The 19,655-nt window shown below is 60.8% G+C and carries 21 protein-coding genes and 1 tRNA gene; 13 read left to right on the top strand and 9 right to left on the bottom strand.

The features are described from left to right. Positions 1-110 precede the first annotated feature (110 nt). The 3 genes from MB818_RS20135 to MB818_RS20125 all read right to left on the bottom strand — a co-directional run bounded on the left by MB818_RS20135 (position 111) and on the right by MB818_RS20125 (position 2,313). Complete coding sequence (locus MB818_RS20135) at positions 111-914, bottom strand: AAC(3) family N-acetyltransferase (RefSeq protein WP_238906200.1); 804 nt, start codon at positions 912-914, stop codon at positions 111-113. A gap of 152 nt (positions 915-1,066) precedes the next feature. After that, positions 1,067-1,657 carry a YceI family protein gene (locus MB818_RS20130; RefSeq protein WP_234183331.1) on the bottom strand — a complete coding sequence of 197 codons (591 nt, stop codon included), beginning with the start codon at positions 1,655-1,657 and terminating at the stop codon, positions 1,067-1,069. 137 nt (positions 1,658-1,794) lie between these two features. Next, positions 1,795-2,313, bottom strand: coding sequence for a hypothetical protein (locus MB818_RS20125; protein WP_234140726.1), 519 nt, complete (start codon positions 2,311-2,313; stop codon positions 1,795-1,797). Positions 2,314-2,603: 290 nt separating this feature from the next. On the opposite strand from MB818_RS20125, the gene rpsF reads away from it, so the two are divergent. From rpsF to MB818_RS20090, 7 genes are all read left to right on the top strand, one after another. Further along, the gene (gene rpsF, locus MB818_RS20120; protein WP_011048000.1) at positions 2,604-2,957 is read left to right on the top strand and encodes a 30S ribosomal protein S6; all 354 of its coding nucleotides are present in this window, start codon (positions 2,604-2,606) and stop codon (positions 2,955-2,957) included. A gap of 27 nt (positions 2,958-2,984) precedes the next feature. After that, a complete protein-coding gene (gene rpsR, locus MB818_RS20115) occupies positions 2,985-3,212 on the top strand; it encodes a 30S ribosomal protein S18 (RefSeq protein WP_008328567.1) in 228 nt (75 codons plus the stop codon). 12 nt (positions 3,213-3,224) lie between these two features. Then, positions 3,225-3,830, top strand: coding sequence for a 50S ribosomal protein L9 (gene rplI, locus MB818_RS20110; RefSeq protein WP_234140725.1), 606 nt, complete (start codon positions 3,225-3,227; stop codon positions 3,828-3,830). Between the two features lie 180 nt (positions 3,831-4,010). Beyond that, entirely contained in the window at positions 4,011-4,484 is a 474-nt protein-coding gene (locus MB818_RS20105) for a lytic transglycosylase domain-containing protein (RefSeq protein ID WP_234140723.1), read from the top strand. 401 nt (positions 4,485-4,885) lie between these two features. Beyond that, positions 4,886-5,290 carry a helix-turn-helix domain-containing protein gene (locus MB818_RS20100; RefSeq protein ID WP_234178118.1) on the top strand — a complete coding sequence of 135 codons (405 nt, stop codon included), beginning with the start codon at positions 4,886-4,888 and terminating at the stop codon, positions 5,288-5,290. A gap of 39 nt (positions 5,291-5,329) precedes the next feature. Further along, positions 5,330-6,031, top strand: coding sequence for a LuxR family transcriptional regulator (locus tag MB818_RS20095; RefSeq protein WP_234140721.1), 702 nt, complete (start codon positions 5,330-5,332; stop codon positions 6,029-6,031). Between the two features lie 106 nt (positions 6,032-6,137). Continuing rightward, positions 6,138-6,995 carry an acyl-homoserine-lactone synthase gene (locus MB818_RS20090; protein ID WP_238906199.1) on the top strand — a complete coding sequence of 286 codons (858 nt, stop codon included), beginning with the start codon at positions 6,138-6,140 and terminating at the stop codon, positions 6,993-6,995. A 94-nt stretch (positions 6,996-7,089) separates the two neighbouring features. On the opposite strand, the gene tig is transcribed toward MB818_RS20090, so the two are convergent. The 4 genes from tig to MB818_RS20070 form a co-directional block, all read right to left on the bottom strand. Beyond that, the gene (gene tig, locus MB818_RS20085; RefSeq protein ID WP_238906198.1) at positions 7,090-8,421 is read right to left on the bottom strand and encodes a trigger factor; all 1,332 of its coding nucleotides are present in this window, start codon (positions 8,419-8,421) and stop codon (positions 7,090-7,092) included. Between the two features lie 190 nt (positions 8,422-8,611). Further along, positions 8,612-9,733, bottom strand: a complete 1,122-nt coding sequence (locus MB818_RS20080) for a porin (protein ID WP_238906196.1) — start codon at positions 9,731-9,733, stop codon at positions 8,612-8,614. Between the two features lie 327 nt (positions 9,734-10,060). Further along, positions 10,061-11,167 carry a porin gene (locus tag MB818_RS20075; RefSeq protein WP_234140716.1) on the bottom strand — a complete coding sequence of 369 codons (1,107 nt, stop codon included), beginning with the start codon at positions 11,165-11,167 and terminating at the stop codon, positions 10,061-10,063. A gap of 330 nt (positions 11,168-11,497) precedes the next feature. Continuing rightward, a tRNA-Leu gene (locus MB818_RS20070) sits at positions 11,498-11,582 on the bottom strand. A gap of 209 nt (positions 11,583-11,791) precedes the next feature. Between MB818_RS20070 and MB818_RS20065 the strand changes: the two genes are divergently transcribed. Then, a complete protein-coding gene (locus MB818_RS20065) occupies positions 11,792-12,301 on the top strand; it encodes a Hint domain-containing protein (RefSeq protein WP_234166390.1) in 510 nt (169 codons plus the stop codon). Here MB818_RS20065 and MB818_RS20060 read toward each other — a convergent pair. Next, positions 12,298-13,941, bottom strand: coding sequence for an NAD(P)H-hydrate dehydratase (locus tag MB818_RS20060; protein ID WP_238906194.1), 1,644 nt, complete (start codon positions 13,939-13,941; stop codon positions 12,298-12,300). The two genes, MB818_RS20065 and MB818_RS20060, sit on opposite strands and share 4 nt — an antisense overlap. A 170-nt stretch (positions 13,942-14,111) precedes the next feature. On the opposite strand from MB818_RS20060, the gene MB818_RS20055 reads away from it, so the two are divergent. From MB818_RS20055 to MB818_RS20035, 5 genes are all read left to right on the top strand, one after another. After that, positions 14,112-14,450, top strand: coding sequence for a P-II family nitrogen regulator (locus tag MB818_RS20055; RefSeq protein ID WP_234140699.1), 339 nt, complete (start codon positions 14,112-14,114; stop codon positions 14,448-14,450). A 32-nt stretch (positions 14,451-14,482) separates the two neighbouring features. Then, entirely contained in the window at positions 14,483-15,889 is a 1,407-nt protein-coding gene (gene glnA, locus MB818_RS20050) for a type I glutamate--ammonia ligase (protein WP_234140698.1), read from the top strand. Positions 15,890-16,081: 192 nt separating this feature from the next. Next, on the top strand, positions 16,082-16,903 hold the full coding sequence (locus MB818_RS20045; RefSeq protein WP_238906193.1) for an amino acid ABC transporter substrate-binding protein: 822 nt from the start codon (positions 16,082-16,084) through the stop codon (positions 16,901-16,903). Positions 16,904-16,922: 19 nt separating this feature from the next. Next, positions 16,923-17,726, top strand: coding sequence for a lytic murein transglycosylase (locus MB818_RS20040; protein ID WP_439653303.1), 804 nt, complete (start codon positions 16,923-16,925; stop codon positions 17,724-17,726). A gap of 207 nt (positions 17,727-17,933) precedes the next feature. Beyond that, positions 17,934-18,845 (top strand): hypothetical protein, encoded by a 912-nt coding sequence (locus MB818_RS20035; RefSeq protein ID WP_238906191.1) that lies wholly within the window; start codon positions 17,934-17,936, stop codon positions 18,843-18,845. Between the two features lie 55 nt (positions 18,846-18,900). Here the strand turns inward: MB818_RS20035 and MB818_RS20030 are convergent, their stop codons facing one another. Further along, positions 18,901-19,635 carry a heme-dependent oxidative N-demethylase family protein gene (locus MB818_RS20030; protein ID WP_234178113.1) on the bottom strand — a complete coding sequence of 245 codons (735 nt, stop codon included), beginning with the start codon at positions 19,633-19,635 and terminating at the stop codon, positions 18,901-18,903. Positions 19,636-19,655 lie beyond the last annotated feature (20 nt).

The following is a 19,655-nucleotide window of genomic DNA, read 5'->3' as shown; positions in this document are numbered from 1 at the left end:
CGGCGTGAAGAGCCGAGCAGGAAGACTTCAGCCGCTATTTTCGCCGCGCTTACACATCGACTTTTTCAACAGCATCCAGCACAAACCTGCCATTGGGCAGCACAGTTCCTTTAGCTGAGATCACCGCTTCGTTTGTTGGCGCAGTCGATCCAGTCAGAGGCGAAGTCAACTAGAGATCGAAAATCGCATACCTTGCATTCGGCACCCCCGAATTTTCCGAAAGAAACAGCGCCGGTCTTTTCGAACGCCTCACCAATTGCCGGAAACAGCCGGTTCATATCATCTGCTACGTCGGGTGTTTCGATCCATGTTCCGTTGGGGCCACCATTCTTGAAGCGCCGCGTCTTGGTCCGCTTGTGTTGTGCAAAGCTCTCGGCTGTGTGAAGGGCTGAGCATCGGTTCCAGCCGACCCCGATCAGCAAGATCTTCATTGCATGGCGATCACGGAGCTTCCCAAGGGGCGTTTTCTCTCCCGTTGCCCACGCGAGGCTGTGCTCTTTGAGAAAGTCATTTGCTTTCTCGCCATTGAGGCAGATCGATACAGCCGGGTGCTCGCTGCGCTGAGTTCCCGGCCAGGTTCTGAAAGTCTCCGCAATGATACCCATGCCAGACGTTGGGGATTTCGCGACATCGAAACCGGGAACGGCATCTTCTATTTCAGAAATCTGGTCTTGGGTTAAGCGGGACTTATCAATTTCAGCAGGAAAGTAGGCGTCGGAAGAGAACCCCGGCATTCCTACAAGACCTGTTCCACCTACCGCTCTCAGAAGGCTTTCAACAATTGTCCGGGCACCGCCCACGGTAGCGTCTACGGCAGTCATCGAGCCATGTACAAAAAGCCCATCTCCCGCGTGAACACCGAGCGAGAAAAGATCATGGAGAAGGCTTGTCTGAGTATGAAATACGGCAACCATACGCCTGACTATCACCATTTCTGCGGATGCAACATCCGGTAAAGTGGGCTCGAAGCTGCCAGTGCGCTTCGAGCCCTCACACTTTTCACATGCGCCACTTTTTGCAAAGGGCTGGCCGACGGGCCCGTTCGTTCGCCTGACGGTGAACCGGATCAGGTGTTGTCGGCTCCGGCCTTCATGGCCTCGATCGAAATGCGAACCTCGACTTCGTCGCTGACATAAGGTGCAAACATGCCCAGGTTGAAATCGGAGCGCACCACGGTGGTGGTGGCATCGAACCCGGCCCAGGGCTTGTTTGCCATCGGGTGATCGCCCATCTGGTTCAGCACCGCGTCCAGCACCACCGACTTGGTCACGCCGTTCATGGTCAGGTCGCCGGTGATCTTGGCGGTGTTGTCTCCGGTCACTTCGATGCCGGTCGAGACAAAGGTGATCATGTCCCCTTCCTTGGCACCAAAGAAATCACCCGAGAAGAAGTGATCTTCGCGTGCTTCCCAGCCAGTGAACATCGACAGGACCGGCATCGAAACGGTCACCGAAGAGGCGGCCGGGTCTTCCTTGTCGAACAGGATCTCGCCCTCGAAGCCCGAGAACATGCCGGTGGTGGTGGAATAGCCCAGGTGGTTGTAGCTGAACACGACCTGGCTGTGGCTGGCATCCAGCAGGTATGTCTCGGGCGCGGCTGTGGCGGCGCCGGCGAGGCCGGCCAGGATCAGCGCTGCGGCAAGGCGGGTGGTCTTCATTCTGTCGCTCCATGTCTTGTCTTGTGGGTTCAGGCGGACGGTTGTCCTTGCCTTGGCCCAGACATGGGGCAAGCGGGTTGTGCGGGCAATCTGACAGAACTCCACAGAGTCTGTGGAGGAATGAACAGTGGCGGATGTCAGGCCGAAATGGTCACGAATCCGCTCAGCTGGCTGCGCAGGGCCTGGCGGATATCGGCCGAAGGGATCGGCAGGCGCATCAGGATCGACCCGTCCACGTCGCAGATCTCCAGGTAGTGCTCGTTGAACCGGGCCGCGCCCAGGCTGTCATAGCTGCGGCGCAGGATGGTCTGGGGACGGCCGCGATTGTTCTTTTGCAGCACCCGAACCTCGCGCCGGATCGGATCGAAATAGGCGTCGGGCTGGTTGTCCTGATGATGGATCATCAACAGCGCCAGACCGCACAGGAAGAAGAACAGCGACACGCCCAGCTTCATCAGCGCCGCATCCGCGTCAACGCCCGATCCTGGCAGCAGCCACATGGCGGCGGCCCCGATCACCAGCGCGGTACCAACCACCCGAAAGATCACGGTGCGCAGCGGCCAGTTCGGGGCGAAAGTGATCATCAACGGCACCGTCTCTTCGAAAGACGGAAGCGGCATCCGGTTGCGAAGCGTCTGTTGCTGTGCCACATGCATGTCAGGTCGCGCTCCCTGCGCCAAGTTTATCGCCGGGTTGTGTCCGGCAGGGTTAACGATTGATAAACATTGCGACGGGAATGCGGCAGTCTCTGGGTAATTGAGCGGCATGACCCCAGACACAACCCAGAAGTGCGGCGCCGCCAAACCCCTTGCCCCCGGCGCGCAGGCGTGTATATGGGGCCATCCTTTCACAGAATTCGTGAACCGCGCAGTCTCTCGTGGCAGGGCCGTGAAAGGATCAAGGGCCCCGCCTATGAAATGCGCCTAGATAGAAAACAGGAGATCGCATGCCTCTCTACGAGCATGTCATGATTGCGCGTCAGGACCTGTCCAACACGCAAGCCGAAGGCCTCATCGAACATTTCGGTGCCGTACTCAGCGACAATGGCGGCAGCCTGGTCGACCACGAGTACTGGGGCGTCAAGACGATGGCCTACAAGATCAACAAGAACCGCAAGGGCCACTATGCCTTTCTGCGCACCGACGCGCCCGCGTCCGCCGTGCAGGAAATGGAACGCCTGATGCGCCTGCATGACGACGTGATGCGCGTTCTGACCATCAAGGTCGACGAGCACGCCGAAGGACCCTCGGTCCAGATGCAGAAGCGCGACGAGCGCGACAGCCGCCGCGAACGCCGCTAAGCCCGCATTAGGAAAGGACATCAAGTTATGGCCGCTAAACCGTTTTTCCGCCGTCGCAAGGTGTGCCCCTTCTCGGGCGACAACGCACCCAAGATCGACTACAAGGACACCAAGCTGCTGCAGCGCTATATCAGCGAACGCGGCAAGATCGTGCCCTCGCGCATCACCGCCGTCTCGGCCAAGAAGCAGCGCGAACTGGCCCGTGCCATCAAGCGCGCGCGCTTCCTCGCCCTGCTGCCCTACGCCGTGAAGTAAGGAGATAGGCACATGCAAGTTATCCTTCTCGAACGCGTGGCGAAGCTGGGCCAGATGGGCGACGTCGTCGACGTCAAGCCGGGCTACGCTCGCAACTTCCTGCTGCCGCAGAGCAAGGCGCTGGTCGCATCGGATGCGAATATCGCCCAGTTCGAAGCGCAGAAAGCCCAGCTCGAAGCGCGCAACCTGGAGACCAAGCAGGAAGCCGAGGCCCTGGCCGAAAAGCTCGACGGTCAGCAGTTCATCGTGATTCGCTCGGCATCGGATGCCGGCGCGCTCTATGGCTCGGTCACTCCGCGTGACGCCGCAGACGCCGCCACCGAGGCAGGCTTCTCGGTCGACAAGAAACAGATTGCCCTGATCGCTCCGATCAAGGAACTGGGTCTGCACAGCGTCACTGTCCGCCTGCACCCCGAGGTCGAAGTCGCGATCAACCTGAACGTTGCCCGCTCGCCCGAAGAGGCCGAACTGCAGGCATCTGGCAAGTCGATCCAGGAACTGGCCGCCGAGGAAGAGGCCGCCGCTGAATTCGAGATCGCCGAACTGTTCGACGATATCGGCAGCGCCGCCTCGGACGACGACGATCAGGCCCCTGCCGCCAGCGACGAAACCGCCTGACCGGTTTCCCACAGGATACAAGATTGAAAGGCCGCGCCGATGTGCGGCCTTTCTTCTTTTAGACTTCCGGTCCACTGGCCGTAATCCGCCCATCTTGCCACGTTCTTTGAAAAGCCTCTTCGCACGCTGCAAATGTCGGGGTAATTGCGTTAGGCAACTGACGCGACCAAGGAACCCTTGATGCAATTGACCCGCCGCGCCCTGTTGTTGACCGGCTTCGCGCTGCCCGTTGCTGCCTGCGGGCGCACACCGGAAGCTTCCCCTCCTGTCAACCCACCGCTTCACCCCAATGAAACGCCTGAGCTGCGCGCCGCGATCAACCATTGGTCAGATCACTATGAACTACCGCGGAATCTGGTGCACAAGCTGGCAATCCGCGAAAGCAGCCATCGCCCCTGGGCGGTTAACAGGCCCTATTACGGTCTGCTACAGATATTGCCCGCAACCGCCCGAACAATGGGGTTCCGCGGTGCGCCCGAAGATCTTCTGGATGCAGACACTAACCTGCAGTTTGCGGGGAAATACCTTCGCGGCGCCTGGCTTTTGTCGGATGGAGACCAGGATAGGGCGATCCAGCTCTACGCCTCGGGATACTATTATGAGGCGAAACGACGCGGGATGCTTGTCGAAACAGGATTGCGTCCCGCTGCTTGACCCAACGTCATCAGTTTTCAAAAATTGCAATCCGGGCGCCCTGGAAAGGGGCTGTCGCTCTGTTCCAAAGCCCCGTCGATGAAACGTTCACCCGGCACAAATCCTTGTACTTCCAAACGGTTCCCCTAACTCCGACCGGAGCGCTAGCGGCAGAGGATGATCTTGGTCTGTGCCCAGCAAACCGTTGATAGCAAATTATTAGTAGACAGGTACTTGTCGGCAATCAGCCGTTACCTTTCCGCAACCATAACAGGAAAACCGTTGCTTCGATGCCTGCAATGGGGCAATCTGTCGGCGTGATTAGCGAGTGCGTGCACGCGACCAAGTGCCGTAAGCGTTAGTTGCATGCCGGTTTTCGAATACTGGTACTCGTTGAATATACGAATGTAACAGGTGAAGGTATGGATACAGTCGATACCGTGGTCGGGCGCCGGATCCGCGCCAGACGCTCTGCGCTGGGCCTCAGCCAAGCCGAGCTAGGCCGTGCGATCGGAGTGCGGTTTCAACAGGTTCAAAAGTATGAGTCCGGTGCAAACCGGGTGAGCGCGTCGCGCCTCTGGGCAATTGCCGAGGTGCTCGATGTGCATATAAGCCATTTCTTCGAAGGCATTCAGGCCCCGGAATCCGGGATGATCGACGGCAGCGATGCGCCGATCGACCGTCTTATGTTCCTTAAGGATCGGGATTCAGTCGAAATGGTAGAGATCTATAGCAGCTTGCCTCCGGCACAAAAGCGTGCTGTTCTAGCCTTTGTCAGAACAATGGCGGTCGATAGACAGTTATCCGGCGAAAAAGTACCGGGATAACGCGCCCACTGCCTTGCTCTGATCGAACAGGTGCAGCAGATGGATATTGTCGATCTCGGAACTCTGCCCAAGTCGGAAGCCGTCTATTCGGACTTCCTCCTACAAGTGCGCGAAAAGCTCGAGATGGACCACGCCGCTTATGCCGGGCTGAACCCGGCCGCCGGTGCCATTCACGGCTATGTCACCTATAGTGACGAGTGGAAGCTCCATTATCAGGAGCAGGGCTTTCACATGATCGACCCGACGCTGCACATGAGCCAGCGCAGCATCGCCCCGGTCGACTGGAGCCGCCTCGAACGCAGCAGTGATTTCCGTCGTGTCTTTCGCGATGCTCATGACTTTGGCATCGGCGATCAGGGCCTGACCATCCCGGTACGCGGTCCCTATGGCGATGTCGGGCTGCTCAGCGTCACCCGCGAATGCTCGACCGACGAGTGGCACAAGCTTGTACGTCATACACTCGGTGACCTGCAATCGCTGGCTGTGCATATCCACGACACGGTGATGAGTTCGGACATGCTGGGCCGGGTTCTGTATCACCCGTCGCTCTCGACACGCGAGGCCGAGATCCTGCAATGGGTGGCTGCTGGCAAATCGCAACAGGACATCGGTGACATCCTGTCGATCTCGCACCGTACCGTCGAGGTGCATCTGCGCTCGTCCCGCGAGAAACTCTGCGCCTTAACCACTGCTCAGGCTGTCGGGCGGGCCGTGGGCCTCGGGCTGATCTACCCCGGCTGAACCAACCAGTACACTTTTTTCCGCCTCTACGGGAAACCCCCAATAGTCCTCAGCCCCAACTTGGGTAACGATTGGTTCACCGAAATCCACTCGTAGGGGGAAACAAATGATCATCGTGATCGACGCTTTGAACAAGCATCTATTCGATGGAGTTCTGGATGAAATGTTTCGGTTGCGTGCCCGTGTTTTTGGTGATCGTCTGGGATGGGATGTGACAATCGAGGACGGCAAGGAGATTGACAAGTTCGATCACCTGGATCCTGTCTATGTTGTCGGGCTTGACGACGAAGGGAATGTGGTGGCGGCCGTCAGGGCGCTTCAGACCACCGGTCCACATATGCTGGCGGATGTGTTTTCTGACATCCTGTGTGGCGAACCACCGCTCCGCAGCTCCACGATGTGGGAATCCACACGGTTCTGTGTGGACACGCAGCGGCTCAAACGGGGCAAGGACCGCAACTCGGTGTCTTATGCCACTTGCGAACTGATGATCGGCTCGCTGGAATATGCCCGTCGTGCCGGGATCAGTGACATCGTCACCGTGATCGACCCGGTGATGGACCGGGTGCTAAAGCGGTCCGACAATGCCCCTTACGACTATGTGGGCGAGACCGTGCCAATGGGTAAGGTGCCGGCGCTGGCCGCCCTGCTCGATACTGGTGAGGAACGCGTCGAACGGGTTCGCCGCTTTGCCGGAATCCCCCATGACGTGTTCCTGAGCGACGACGACGCGCTGGCGCTCTTCAATCGCCCACGGGCCAGGGCAAAGCCGCTCGCAGCCAACGCCGACGACGTCCCGGCCACGCCGTTGGAACGCTATCTGGCTGAACAGATTCAGTCCGCAACAACCGTAGAGGAACTGAAAGCCGTCCACTCCCTGATCGACGCCTTGGCCGGTTCCCTGACCCCAAGCAGGAGACAGAACCTTCTGGACACCCACAATATGGTCGCGCGCGAAGCCTAAGCCACTCACGAACAAAGCCAGACGCGCGACAAAAAAGAGGAGCCGCCCGAAATCTCGGGCGGCTCCTTTTGTATCCCGTTCCGGGGAGCGCGGATTATTCTGCGTCGAGCGACTCAAGCGCTTTTTGCAGGTCTTCCTTGCTGATTTCTTTCTCGGTCACCTTGGCCTGTGCCACGATGTGGTCGACCACCTTGTCCTCGAAGATCGGTGCGCGCAGCTGCTGCTGCATCTGCGGGTTCTTCTGCACGAATTCAAAGAACTGGCGCTCCTGCCCCGGATACTGACGGGCCTGGCTCAGGATCGCCTGGGTCATCTCGGCATCGGTGACCTCGACCTCGGCCTTCTGGCCCAGTTCGGCCAGCAGCAGGCCCAGACGCACGCGACGCTCGGCCAGTTTGGTGTGCTCTTCGGTCGCTTCGATCTCACCGTGGTTGTGATCGTGAACCTCGGGGTTGTCCTCGTGCCACAGCTGATGCGCGATCTGCTTGGCCTCGGCGTCAACCAGGCTGGGCGGCAGGTCGAACGAGACCTTGGTGTCCAGCGCGTCCAGCAGGCCACGCTTCATCACCGCGCGCGACGCACCGGCATATTCGGCTTCCAGACGCTCGGCGATCTGGGCCTTCAGCGCGGCCAGGTCCTCGGCGCCGAATTTCTTGGCCAGCTCGTCGTTGATCTCGGCGGCAACCGGTTCCTTCACCTCTTTGATGGTGCAGGTGAACACAGCTTCCTTGCCGGCCAGATGCTCGGCACCGTATTCCTCGGGGAAGGTGACGGTGACGTCCTTTTCCTCTTCGGCCTTGACACCCACCAGCTGCTCTTCGAAGCCGGGGATGAAGCTGTTGGAACCCAGCACCAGCGGGTAATCCTCGGCCGAACCGCCTTCAAACGCTTCGCCGTCGACCTTGCCGACGAAATCCATCACGACCTGGTCGCCGTCCTTGGCCTTGGAGCCCTTGCGGCGCGCCTTGAAGTCCTGCGCGGTCTCGGCCAGGTTGCCCAGCGCCTCGTCGATGGCGGCGTCGTCTGCCTTGACCACCAGCTTCTCCAGCGCGATGTCGCTCATGTCGACCTCAGGGATTGCGGGCAGCGCCTCATAGGACATCTCGACATGCACGTCGTCGCCCTCTTTCCAGTCCTCGTTGGTCATCTTGACCTCGGGCTGGAGCGCGGGACGGTCACCGCTGTCCTCGAAATGCTTGTTCATGGCGCCGTCGATGGTTTCCTGCATCGCCTCGCCCAGCAGACGCTGGCCGAACTGCTTTTTCAGCAGCGCCATGGGCACCTTGCCCTTGCGAAAGCCCTTCATCTCGATCTCGGGCTGCGCCTCGACCAGCTTTTCGTTGACCTTGGCGTCCAGCTCAGCCGCGCTTACAACGATGTTGTAGCCGCGTTTCAGACCTTCGTTCAGCGTCTCGGTAACCTGCATATGGTAGTCCCCATAGGATTCGGGGCGCACGCACCGAGGCGCGCGCCATGCACAATTTGTGGCCTTCTATTTGTCCCGAGAGGCCGGTGCAAGGGGGTAGTGCCGCGCTGACCCCGCAATTGGGGGTATGAGACAAAAAACACGCCCCGGACGGGTCGGGGCGTGTCGATGTCAAACGGTCACGAACCGATCAGAAGCGCCAGCGCGCGCCCAGCACGATGGTGCTGAGGTCCTGATAGCTGTTGGCCGCGTCGTCATATTCATAGTCCTGATAGGTGAAATAGACGTCGGTGTTATAGGCCTCGACCCGCTGCGCGATACCCACGCCCCAGCCCTTGGTCTCGGAGCCCGCGACGTTGAAGTCCGACCCGTCATAATAGTGCACACCGACGCCGGTCTTGCCGAACGAGAACCAGTCGGCGTCATAGGCGACCTTGAAATACAGGTAATCGGGATCGCTGGCGCCTGCGGCGTCGTTGTCGCGGGTGCCCCCCGCAAAGGTGAAGCTGAGCCCGTTCTGAAGCAGGACCGAGGCCGAACCCACCACATCCGAACGATCAACGCCATTGTTGTCGCGCACCTGATAGGCCAGGCCCGCGTCCAGCTGCACACCGCCCGCGAACTCGCCCGAATAGCGCACCGCCGCATCGTAGTAATCCGACTGGTCGGCGGTGTTCAGGATGTTTTCGCCGTATGCAGCCGAGAAGGTGAACCCGGCGATCTCGGGGCTGTCATAGCGGATGCGGCCGCGGCGCGAGCCGTCGAACGTGTCGAGCGTATCGCCCACCGCCGGACCGGACAGAACCCCGGCCGTGTCGCGGAACAGGAAGGCCGCGTTGGCATCGGCGAGATACGAATACAGCGCCACGCCCACATAGGACAGGTCGGATTCGGCGATGCCATCGGCCGCCATGCTGCCCTGCCCCAGCGAGACCCGGCCCCAGTCGCCTTCGAGCGAGAAGTCGATATGGCGCAGGTCGTCGCGGGTCCAGCCGCTGAAATTGTCGCCCAGCTGGTTGGTCTCGGTCGAGTTGGGCAGGCCCAGCCCGGCTTCGAACCGGAACCGGAAGGTGTTGTCGCCAAAGGGCTGCGTCAGGCGCAGGCCCAGGCGGCTGCGCGACAGGTCATTGTCGCGGATCTGGGTCTCGGTCTGCTGGCCGTCATCGACCGAGATCAGGGCCGGGTTGAACTGGCCATACAGCCGGACCGAACCGCCGGACTGGTTTTCATAAAGCAGCTGGGCCGATGCGGGCGCGGCCAGTGCCGCCGCCGCCAGGGCCAGAGCCGAAGTGGTTCTGAGTGTGGTGATCATCTTCTTTCCCATCAGATGGATGAAACGCGGTTGCGTGCCCTCTGATGTGGCGGGGATGGGTCTTGGTTCCATATGCGCGCCCCGGCCCGTGGCCCGCGCGTTGCATCGCTGCTACGCGGCACGACTCGAGAAAAAATAAAAATGCTTTTGTTACATATAGATAATGAAGTAACGCGAATGCGAGCAGCACGTGAAATTCAAAAAAGCGCCCTGCAACATGCCAGCTTTCTGCAAATGCGATGTGCGTTTTTGCACCCATCTCACGCAAGAGTGACGCCCGCCCGCCCCTTGACGGGGACGGGCGGGCGCAAACCCATCGACACCGGATCAGAATTTCCAGCGCGCGCCGAACAGGAATGCGTCCACATCCTGATAGGCCGTACCGGGATCGGACAGTTCATGATTGCGGTAGCCCAGATAGACCTGGGTATTGATGCTGTCGAAATTCTGGTTGATGCCCAGCCCAAGGGATTTCGACTCGCGACCGGCCAGCCCGAAATCATTGCCGTTATAGTAATCGACGGCAAACGAGGTCATGCCCACCGACAGGAACTGCGTCTCGTATCCGGCCAGAACATAGGTATAGTCGCCGCTGTTCTCGCGGCTGCCACCGGCCACGGCAAAGTTCAGACCCGACCGGAACTTGACCGCGACCGAGCCAAAGGTGTCGTCGCGGTCGACGCCACCGCTGTCACGACGGGAAAAGCCAATGCCACCCTTGACCTTGGTTCCATCGAACTCGCCCGCATATTTCAGCGCGATGTCGTAATACTTGTCGCTGTTGCCCGGAGTCAGCACGTCGGTACCGGCCGCGACCGAAACGGTAAAGCCATTGAAACTGGGCGTGTCATAGCGCACGCGCCCCTGGCGCCCGCCATCCAGGCTGGGATTGACCGAGCCGATGGTGACGCCCGACAGCGCCCCGGCAGCGGTGCGGAACTGGAAACTACCGGCAAAATCGCCGATGCCGTTATACGTGGTCATGCCATTGTTGTTCAGCGTGATGTCCGCGACGCCGTCGCTGGCCATCGACCCCTGCCCCACATAGATCGTGCCCCAGCTCTCGCTGGCATAGGAAAAGTCGATCTTGCGCAGGTCGGTCCGATCCCAATCGGCCCCCTTGGGCGTGTTGGTCTGGCTCACCCCACCCGACGAACGCAGGCCAAGCGCGGTTTCCAGATTGAACTTGAACGTGCCCTGGTACATGGGCTGCACGACCCACAGGCCGACGCGGGTGTTGGAATGGGCGTTATCGACAAAGGTATCCTTGCTCTGCACCCCGTCATCGACCGACTGCCAGGCGGGCGAGACCTGCCCGTAGATCTGAACATATCCACCCGAAGCGTTGTCCCATTTCAGTTCCGCCGCAGCCGGAACCGCGGTGATCGCGGCCAGCAGCGCAGCACCTGTCGCTGTTTTGATCTGTCTCGTCATATCGTGTCTCCGTTGAGGAGGTTGCTGATTACCCTTCTTCAAATGGTAAAAGGGGCTCCCACTTCCAGAGAACCCGCCGATACGCGCGCCGAGGCTGATATTTTCGCAACACGGAATCGTGAGGGTTCGTGATGATCCGATGGAACCACAAGCGTTTACCGCGCAATGACCCAACGGCGAAATCACGCGCAAAGCGAAAAACCGCCCTGCGGCCATGCACCCCCTGCATGGCACGCCCCGCTTGGCGCAGCACGCGTGCACCTATGAAAAACCGGGGTGCACAATCGCTCGGGGGAAATGGGGTCGGGCCTATATTTTGAAGGGACAAGATGGTGCGGGTGAAGGGACTTGAACCCCCACGCCTTGCGGCGCCAGAACCTAAATCTGGTGCGTCTACCAATTCCGCCACACCCGCAGTCACGATCCGCCGCAGCGGCACCGTGACGCGCTGAATAGCAAAGCTTTCAGCCGAGCGCGAGAGGCAATCTGAATGCTTCCGTCACGATGCCGCAAAGGCACGCTTTCCGGGATTTATCTAAAAACGGCAGCAAATCGCCGCGACAAGTTCACGGTTTTGCCACATTCTGACCAGCAAAAATAACGAGCAGACCAAGGTGATCCATCATGAACGCAAAAGCGGCAGTCCGTGCTGCGGGCAGAGGCTCGCATCCCAGTCCCGACATCACGCCGGTTCCCGAGGCCGGATTCCTGGCCGGCACCGTCCTGCTGACACAGGATGGCGAGATGCCGGTGGAATTCCTGTCCCCCGGTGACCGGATCATTACCCGCGACCGCGGGTTTGTTCCGCTGCGTCATCTCACCCGCGCATGCCAGACCGTGCGCGCGATCCGCTTTGCCGCAGGATCGCTGGGTGATACCCGGCCCGATTGCGACCTGATCCTGCCCGCTGGACAACCCGTGCTGATCCGCGACTGGCGGGCGCGGGCGCTGTTTGGCACAGCGCAAGCCATGGTACGGGCCGATGCGCTGGTGGATGGAGAGTTCGTCTGCGATCTGGGTCCGCGCGACATGCCGCTGTTCCAGCTGCATTTCGATGCCGCCCATGTACTCTATGCCGGTGGTCTGGAAGTGGCGGGCCAATGCCTGCCCGCCTCGGGCCGGCTCGCCGCCTAAAGCCCCAGTTTGCGAAACACTGCCGGCAATTGCTCCGGCAGGTCCTCGGCGATCAGGCCGGGGCCGAATTCAAGCGCGCATTCCACATGCAGCCAGGCGGCGGTTTCTGCCGCCTGCATCGGCGCAAGGGCGCGCGCCAAAAGCCCGGTGATGAAGCCTGCCAATACGTCGCCCGACCCGGCGGTCGCCAGCCAGGGTGCCGAGCGCTCGTAATGGGCCGAGTTCACTGAACAACGCCCATCCGGCGCCGCGATCACCGTATCGGGCCCCTTGAACAGCACCACACAGCCCGCGCGCTTGGCGGCCTCACGGGTGGCATCGACCTTGGAATAGGCCGGGCCGCTCTTCGGCTCCTCGCGGAGCCTCTTCGCGATATCGGGAAACAGCCGCGCAAATTCGCCGCCATGCGGGGTCAGAACGCAAGCTTCATGCAGTTGGGCAAACAGCTCTGCCGGATCGTCGGCATAGGCCGTCAGCGCATCGGCATCCAGCACCGTGGCGCGCTTTGCGGCCAGCGCCACCGGCACCAGATCGCGCGCCCGTTCGACACCCATGCCAGGCCCCAGGCAGAGCGCACTAAGGCGGGTATCCCCCAGCACTGTCGCTAACCCATCGGCACCGTCGATCCGTGCCAACATCAACGCCGTGATTTGACAGGCAACCTCCTGCTGCGCGCTGGGTGGCACCCCCAGCGTCACCAGCCCTGCCCCGATGCGAAGCGCGCCGCGCGCCGCCAACCGCGCCGCGCCGGTCTTGCCCGAGCCGCCGGAGAGGATCAGGGCATGGCCGTGCGTGTACTTGTGCGACTCCGCCGCCTTGTCCGATAGCCTTGGTTGCGCAAGGCGCACAATTTCGCTGGCAAGCTCCCTTGTGGCAGCGCGACTGGATGGCAAGTCATCCAAGCCGATGCTTTTCACCACTGTTTTTCCGCAAAAAGCCGGCCCATCTGAAATTCGATGCCCGACTTTCTCGCGATGAAAACTCACAGACAGTTCAAATTCCAGCTTCCCACGCCCTATCTGTTCCTGGGTATCAATGAGAGGCTTTCCGCTGTCGGCACATAATCCAGAAGGAAGATCAATCGCCACGCGACGTGCGTTGACCACCTCAGTTGTGAGTACACCGATCTTCTCATGCAGGCACATCTCGCTGCCGAGCGGTCGAACCAACCCAGTGCCAAAAACCGCATCTACTATGAGATCGACCCCTCCAACCTCTCCGATTTGCCAATTCCAGTTCTCTGGCTCAAACTTCGCATAAGCCTGAACCTCCCCCAACACCCGCCACCGCTCATAATTCGCTCGCGCATCCGGCGGCAGCTTCCCGGGATCGCCATAAAGAAACACCTCCACCGCCCAGCCGCGCTCGTGCAGCAGCCGCGCCACCACGAACCCGTCGCCGCCATTGTTGCCAGGCCCGCACAGGACCACCGCGCGCCTCGCCCCTTCCTCTTGCTGCAAATATCCCGGGGGTGCGGGGGCTGGCCCCCGCTCTTCTGCCAGTTCGGGCCATTCCTCGAAAATCGCTTCGACCACGCCGCGCCCGGCGCGCTCCATCAACTCCAGCCCGGTCACCTCACCCGAGGCGATTGCAGCCTGCTCGATGGCCCGCATCTGCGCCGCGGTCAGCAGTTCGGTCATGCCCTGCCCCTTTGCCGATTCACTTCTGCACAATCCTTGTGCATTCTGCACAAATTTTCACCTGTCGCCCAAAATTGCCGCAGTGCGGCCTGGCCGGTTTCGCATTCGCGTTGAGCCTCCAGCTTAGACGTGATCTGAGGCGGGCTGACAAGCTTGCAAGGAGCACCGCGATGAAGAAGATCGAAGCGATCATCAAACCGTTCAAGCTGGACGAGGTCAAAGAGGCGCTGCAGGATATCGGCGTCCAGGGCCTCAGCGTGGTCGAGGTCAAGGGTTTTGGCCGTCAGAAAGGCCATACCGAGCTCTATCGCGGTGCTGAATATGTGGTCGATTTCCTGCCCAAGGTGAAACTCGAAGTGGTGCTGGACGACGACCAGGTCGACGCCGCCATCGAGGCCATCGTGGGCGCCGCCAAGACTGACAAGATCGGCGACGGCAAGATCTTTGTCTCGACCATCGAACAAGCCATCCGCATCCGTACCGGCGAGACCGGTTCGGACGCGCTTTGACCCGAACACACTCTAGCAGAGGACAAGAGAGTATGAGCAAGGACGCAGTTCTTCAGCTGATCAAGGACGAGGGTGCCGAATATGTCGACATCCGCTTCACCGACCCGCGCGGCAAGCTGCAGCACGTGACGATCATCGCCGATCTGGTCGACGAGGACTTCCTGGAAGAAGGCTTCATGTTCGACGGCTCGTCGATTGCCGGCTGGAAGTCGATCGAAGCCTCGGACATGAAACTGATGCCCGACACCGAAAGCGCCTATGTCGATCCGTTCTACGCGGAAAAGACCATCTGCATTCATTGCTCTGTGGTCGAGCCCGACACCGGCGAGGCCTATGACCGCGACCCGCGCGGCACCGCCGTCAAGGCCGAGGCCTATCTGAAGGCATCGGGCATCGGCGATGTTGCCTATATGGGGCCCGAGGCCGAATTCTTCCTGTTCGACGACGTGCGCTATTCGAACACCATCAACAAGGTCTCCTACGAGGTCGACGCAACCGACGCCTCGTGGAACACCGATGCCGAGTTCGAGACCGGCAACATGGGTCACCGCCCCGGTCTGAAGGGCGGCTATTTCCCGGTCAACCCGACCGACGAGGCGCAGGACCTGCGGTCTGAGATGCTCTCGACCATGAAGCGCATGGGCATGAAGGTGGACAAGCACCACCACGAAGTGGCCTCGTGCCAGCACGAACTGGGCCTGATCTTCGGCACGCTGACCAAGCAGGCCGACGAGATCCAGAAATACAAATACGTGATCCACAACGTGGCCCACGCCTATGGCAAGTCGGCGACCTTCATGCCGAAGCCGATCTATGGCGACAACGGCTCGGGCATGCACGTGAACATGTCGATCTGGAAAGACGGCAAGCCGCTGTTTGCCGGTGACAAATATGCCGATCTGAGCCAGGAAGCGCTGTATTTCATCGGTGGCATCCTCAAGCACGCCAAGACGCTGAACGCGTTCACCAACCCGGGCACCAACAGCTACAAGCGCCTGATCCCCGGCTTCGAGGCCCCCGTTCTGCGCGCCTATTCGGCCCGCAACCGCTCGGGCTGCGTGCGTATTCCGTGGACCGAAAGCCCCAAGGCCAAGCGCGTCGAGGCCCGCTTCCCCGATCCGTCGGCAAACCCCTACCTGTGCTTTGCCGCGCTGCTGATGGCCGGTCTTGACGGCATCAAGAACAAGATCGATCCGGGCGAGGCGATGGACAAGAACCTCTACGACCTGCCCGCCGAGGAACTGGCAGACATCCCCACCGTCTGCGGTTCGCTGCGCGAGGCGCTGGAATGCCTGGCTGCCGATCACGACTTCCTGCTGCAGGGCGACGTGTTCACCAAGGACCAGATCGAAGGCTATATCGAGCTGAAGATGGAAGAGGTCCACAAGTACGAACACACCCCGCACCCGGTGGAATTCGGCATGTATTACAGCTGCTGATCGCAGTCTGTACGCAAATCGGGGGGGCGCCTTTCGGGCGCCCCTTCCTTTTTTGGAGGATCGACCGCCTGTGCCGAGCACGATCGCGTCTTTTGACCCTGACCGGTCCGATATTCCCCTTTGAGGTGCGCCCCTGCCCGGCTAGTCTGGCTTCACATTGCTGACAAAGGACTATTCATGCGGCTTCTAGCTTTGACACTGGCGCTCGCCCTGACTACCGGCGCCGTTGCGGCCCAGACGATCGAACGCATTCGCGACACCGGACAGATCAATATCGGTTTCCGCGTCGACGCGGCTCCGCTCTCCTTTGCGGATGCCGAAGGGCGGCCGGCGGGCTATACGCCCCAGTTGTGCGGCCGGCTGGCACAGGCCATGGCCAACCGGCTTGATCTGGGTGAACTGAAGGCCGGTTTTGTCCCGGTCTCTGCCTCGGACCGTTTTGAACGGCTTGCCAAGGGCGACATCGACATGCTCTGCGGCGCGGCCACGGTGACGCTGGAACGCCAGAAGACGGTCGATTTCTCGATCCCGATCTATGTTGACGGGACGTCTGTCATAACCCGCCGCGGTGAAGGTGCTCACCTGTCCGATCTGGCGGGCAAGACCATAGGCTTTCGCGCCGACACAACGACCGAACAAGCCGTGCTGAACTCGTTCGAGGCCGCCGGGCTAGAGGCCCGGTTCGAGCGCTTCGCCGATCACAATGCCGGCTTCAAGGCGCTGAACGACGGTGCGCTTGACGCCTATTTCGCCGATCAATCCATCCTGATCTACAACTATGTCTCCGGCAATATGGGCGAGAAGTTCCAGCTTCTGGACGAGATCCTGACGATCGAGAAACAGGCGCTGGCCCTGCCCCGCGGCGACAGCGATTTCCGGCTTCTCATCGATACGTTGCTGTCTGAGATGTATGCCGACGGCACCATCGACCGCGTTTTCCGTGAAACCCTGCCCGGTGTCGAACCGGGTGCCGCGCTGAAAGCGATGTTCCTTCTTGCACCGACTGTGCCTTGACCCTTTGCAGAGCGATATCATGGTTCCCTATTTCCGCCCGATCCTTCTGACGTTGATGCTCTCGCAGCTTCCCTCGGCGGGCGCTGCCCTGACCTGCGGCAATACCGGCGCCGGGTTCGAGGCCTGGAAGGCCGAGTTCGCCCAAGTGGCCCGCCGACAGGGCGTTGGCAAGCGCGGGCTCGAGGCGCTGGCGCAGGCCCGCTATGCCACCCGCACCATCGCCGCCGACCGAAATCAGAAAAGCTTCAAATACTCGCTCGAAAAGTTCATGCAGGTGCGCGGCGCGGATACGATCGTCGCCCAGGGCCGCAAGCGCAAGGCGCGCAATCCCGAATTCTATGCCGCGCTGGAACGGCAATATGGCGTGCCCGCCGGCATCCTGATCGCGCTGCACGGGATGGAGACCGCCTTTGGCTCGTTCATGGGCGACAGCGCGGTGGTTTCAGCGATCACAACGCTGGCCTATGACTGCCGCCGCTCTGATTTCTTTGTTCCCCATGCGCTGGCAGCCCTGGAACTGGTGGACCGCAACGCCATTTCCGGCGCCACCAAAGGCGCCAAGCATGGCGAGCTGGGTCACACCCAATTCCTGCCCGGAAACGCGCTGGCCTATGGCGTGGATGCAACCGGCGACGGGCGGGTGGATTTCTACGACATGACCGACGCACTCGCCTCTACGGCGAATTTCTTACGCCAGAAAGGCTGGCGACCCGGCCGCGGCTATCAGCCGGGAGAACCAAATTTTGCAGTCATCAAAGCGTGGAATTCAGCATCTGTCTATCAGCAGGCCATCGCCATCATGGCCAAACGAATCGACAGCTAAAAGTTGCATTGCGCCATAACCATGACACAGACCTGACAGGTTGCAGCCACTTTTAAGGGGTTTTTCGAGGTATTTGCAGTTTCCAGACCATAGTCAATCTTGCAAAACTAGACGAATTGCCTCGTGATAACTTGGTTTTGGCCCAAATTTTTGCACCAATTGTCGCTAGTTTGATCCTCAGCACAACTTTGATTGGAGGATGTCGCTGTGGCACAGACAGGCACGTATCACGGTGGACTAGTATTCCTGGGTAACGAAGATGGCGTAATGGACCGGTTCAGCCGGATCGTAACGGCAACACTTGAGGACTATGGTCACGCCGTCGAACGGCAAACGCTGCTGAACGACCACGAAGCACGGATTATGTCCAGCCAGTACCTGGTCAGGCTAGCCCTTGAATCCGAAGGCATGGACACGTCGCGCGTTCGTCGCATGGATGCTGCAGCAGGGTTGAACCAGCGCCTGCACGATAGCAAGGAGCGAGCCCGCAACCGGCTGGTCATTTCGATCACACCGGTTTCACACCTGACCGACGACCGCGACGTGACCGAACTGATGCTGGTGGTGATGCTCTACCGGATGGTGGATCTCTATACCAGCGAACTGATCGAGTGGCTGGACCCCGATGTCCGCCTGACGATCGAACAATTCCTCGGCGCGTTCGCCAATGTATCGCCCCGCAGGGTGCGCGGCCGCCAGCAGCTCCTGAACCCTGATGGCGCGCGTTTTGCCCCTATCGACGATACCGCCCCGGATCTGGCAAACCGCTATGACCGGATCATGGGACAATACGCCCATCAGGGCGAAACGGGTCTTATCGAACTGACCGATCAGGAGGCGCTAGCCCTCGCCTTTCGCAGTGAGCCGCGCCCAGACCAGATGGATGCTCTCAGCCCGGAAGAGCGGGCGCAGACCGATATTCGCCGGCTTGCCAGTTGGGGCATGACGGGTTGCTTGGCCTTTGTCTCGGCCCCGGTCGCCGCCTCGCTTGCCGCGGTGAACCTGATCAAGGGCGAGGATTTCCGCCTCAATACGCAGGTCCTTTCTCTAACTGCGGCGCTTGTTTTCATGCAAAGCTCGGGCGCCATGTCCGGCGTTCTCGCATTGCTGCCGGTCTGAACCAAACAGCATCGCCGCGATACGCCCCGCCCGATACCGGCGGGGCGATGTCGCATCAGCCCGGTACCGGCACGGAACGGCGCGCCAAAACATAGGTATGTATCGAGAATACCACCGCGCGGGTTTCGGGCAGGCGCAGGATGCATTGCCGCTCGCTGCGCAGATACCCCGCATCCGCCGGTACCGGCGCGCTGCGGCGGTCATGGATGCTGCGCGGCTGGTGCAGCTCGGCATCGGCGTACCAGAGCGCGTTGAACCGCCACAGGGGCCGCCCCACCTGCACCCCGTCAAACAGCCGCTGCACCCGCCGCGCGATCCCCGCATCATAGCTGCCCACAGGCTCGTGGATGGCGATCAAGGGGTGCATGAATTTCTCGGCCAGCGTCCAGCTGGCCGGAAAGCACAGGACAGCCCCTGTCAGCACATGTTCGTCGCCGCGCTTTTCGAGGATGCAGAAATCCTCCTGCACCAGCTGTCCCAGGCTGCGCAGAGGATCGGCACGATCAACCGGGACAGTTGCGCCATCGGGCCGGGTGAGCCGATTGCCCGTGCCGGGATAGGCCAGCCCCTGCACCAAGTCGAGCAATTCGACCGCCGCCGGTCGCGCCCCCTCGTCCAGCGCCAGCACCGCGTCCGGCCTCTCGGCCAGCAATGCCGCGCGCCGGGCCATCTGCCCGGCAAAGGCCTCGTCCCGGTGCAACCAGTCCTCCATTTGCAGCGGTGCGATACCCGGCAATGGCCGGGGGCTGTGGATATCATATGGCAGGCGGGTTTGCAGGATCTCGGTCATGTGCCCGGCCTAGCATCGCC

Origin of the sequence: Ruegeria alba, from assembly GCF_022321465.1 — a bacterium.
GTDB lineage: Bacteria > Pseudomonadota > Alphaproteobacteria > Rhodobacterales > Rhodobacteraceae > Ruegeria_B > Ruegeria_B alba.
Note: the sequence above shows the minus strand (reverse complement) of the source record. Positions and strands in the feature narration are given on the sequence as shown.